Source organism: Ilumatobacter sp., assembly GCF_049588435.1.
Taxonomy (GTDB): domain Bacteria; phylum Actinomycetota; class Acidimicrobiia; order Acidimicrobiales; family Ilumatobacteraceae; genus Ilumatobacter_A.
This window is the reverse complement of sequence record NZ_JBAVYV010000144.1, coordinates 1-1,859: the sequence shown is the minus strand read 5'-3', so window position 1 is coordinate 1,859 and position 1,859 is coordinate 1. Positions and strand designations below refer to the sequence as shown.

General features: G+C 68.5%; 2 protein-coding genes. Both read left to right on the top strand.

The genetic code is table 11. The features are described from left to right. Positions 1-664: MFS transporter (locus WBV89_RS05470; protein ID WP_423980328.1), on the top strand; the 664-nt coding region annotated here is incomplete at its 5' end. Positions 665-718: 54 nt separating this feature from the next. Next, positions 719-1,859, top strand: a 1,141-nt coding sequence (locus tag WBV89_RS05465; RefSeq protein WP_423980327.1) for an N-acyl-D-amino-acid deacylase family protein, incomplete at its 3' end; no start/stop codon positions are given.

The window sequence follows — 1,859 nt, the reverse complement described above, 5'->3', positions numbered from 1 at the left end:
GACGCGACCTCCGACCCGGCTCGCCGGCCGGGCTTCCCGGGTTCGGCAACGCTCCGCGCGACCCGATCTCGGCATCGGGTTGATGGTGCTCTACGCGGTCGTCGGTTTCCTCGGCGCGACCAATGCGGGAGCGATGGTCGGCTTCATCACGAGTGGGGCCGAGGCCTCGGGGATGAGCCCGGCGATCGCGGGGCTCGTACTAAGCCTCGGCTCGCTGGTCGGGATCGGCAGCCGCATCGTCCAGGGCGTGCAGGTCGATCGCAGAGGAGTTCTCCCGATTCAGCGGCTCGTGTGGTTGTTCGGGCTCGGCGGGCTCGGCGTGCTGCTGCTCGCCGTCGATGTTCCGCTCACCTACCTCCTCGCTCCGATTCCCGCGTTCGCCTTCGGTTGGGCGTGGCCGGGATTGTTCAACCTCTCGGTCGTCAGGAACAACCCGTCGGCACCCGCGGCCGCAACCGGCATCAGTCAGGTCGGGATCTTCTCGGGAGCGGCGCTGGGCCCGGCAGCCGGAGGCGTGATCATCGACCTCGCCGACTACCGCACGCTCTGGTTGTGCGGAGCGGTGACGCTGTTCGTCGGCTCGGTGCTCGCGATGTACCTGCGGACGCGGATCAGGGCGAACCGCCTCCGCCAGGAGTCAGCGGCGCCACGACCGGTACGGTGAAAATGCGCGTCGGTGCCTGGCACCGACAAACATTTTCGACGAAGGGGAAGACCAATGTCCGATCTGATCATTCGCAACGGAATCGTCGTCGACGGGACGGGGGCGTCGCGTCGGATCGCAGATGTCGCGATCGTCGGCGACCGGATCGCCGCGGTCGGCGACGTGTCCGCGTTCGAGCCGGCCGCGCGTGAGATCGACGCGACCGGCCTGATCGTCACGCCGGGCTGGGTCGACATCCACACCCACTACGACGGCCAGGTCACGTGGGACCCCGATCTCGCTCCGTCGTCGATCAACGGCGTCACCTCGATCGTGATGGGGAACTGCGGCGTCGGGTTCGCTCCGGCCCGACCCGATCGCCACGAGTGGCTGATCCGGCTGCTCGAAGGTGTCGAGGACATCCCCGGCACGGCACTCGCCGAGGGGATGACGTGGGGATGGGAGAGTTTCGACGAATACCTCGACGTACTCGACTCCCTGTCGTGGACGGTCGACGTCGGCGCGCAGATGCCCCACGCCGCGTTGCGCACGTACGTGATGGGGGAGCGCGGCGCCGATCACGAATCGATCGCGACGGCCGAGGAGGTCGAGACGATGTGTGCGCTGACCGAGTCGGCGATCCGCAACGGTGCGCTCGGCTTCACCACCTCGCGCACGTGGGCGCACCGCACCTCGTCGGGCGAGTCGATCGGAACGCTGCGCGCCACCGCCGACGAGGTCGTCGGTGTCGCGAAGGCGCTCGACCGGGCGGGAGCCGGAGTGATCCAACTGATCTCCGACGTGTACCAGTCCGGCGACGACGAACTCGTCGCCCGCGAACTCGAACTGCTCGGTCGAATCGTCGACGAGGTCGATCGGCCACTGAGCTTCACGGTCCAGCAGAACGACGAGACACCGAACCGCTGGCGTGAGTTGGTCGGTCGGATCGAGGAGTGGTCGGCCGCCGGTGCCGACGTGCGCGCGCAGGTCGCCGTCCGCCCGATCGGCGTTCTGCTCGGACTGTCCGCCACGGCCAATCCGCTCCGGCGGTGTCCGACGTACGTGCAACTGCACGACCTCCCGGTCGACGAGCGCGTCGCGCACCTGGCCGATCCGGCGACCCGCGCCGACATCATCGCCGAGCACGCAGAGGTGCGCGTCCGCGACTTCCCGGCATTGATCCACGCCGGATACGACCGCATGTATCCGCTGTCCG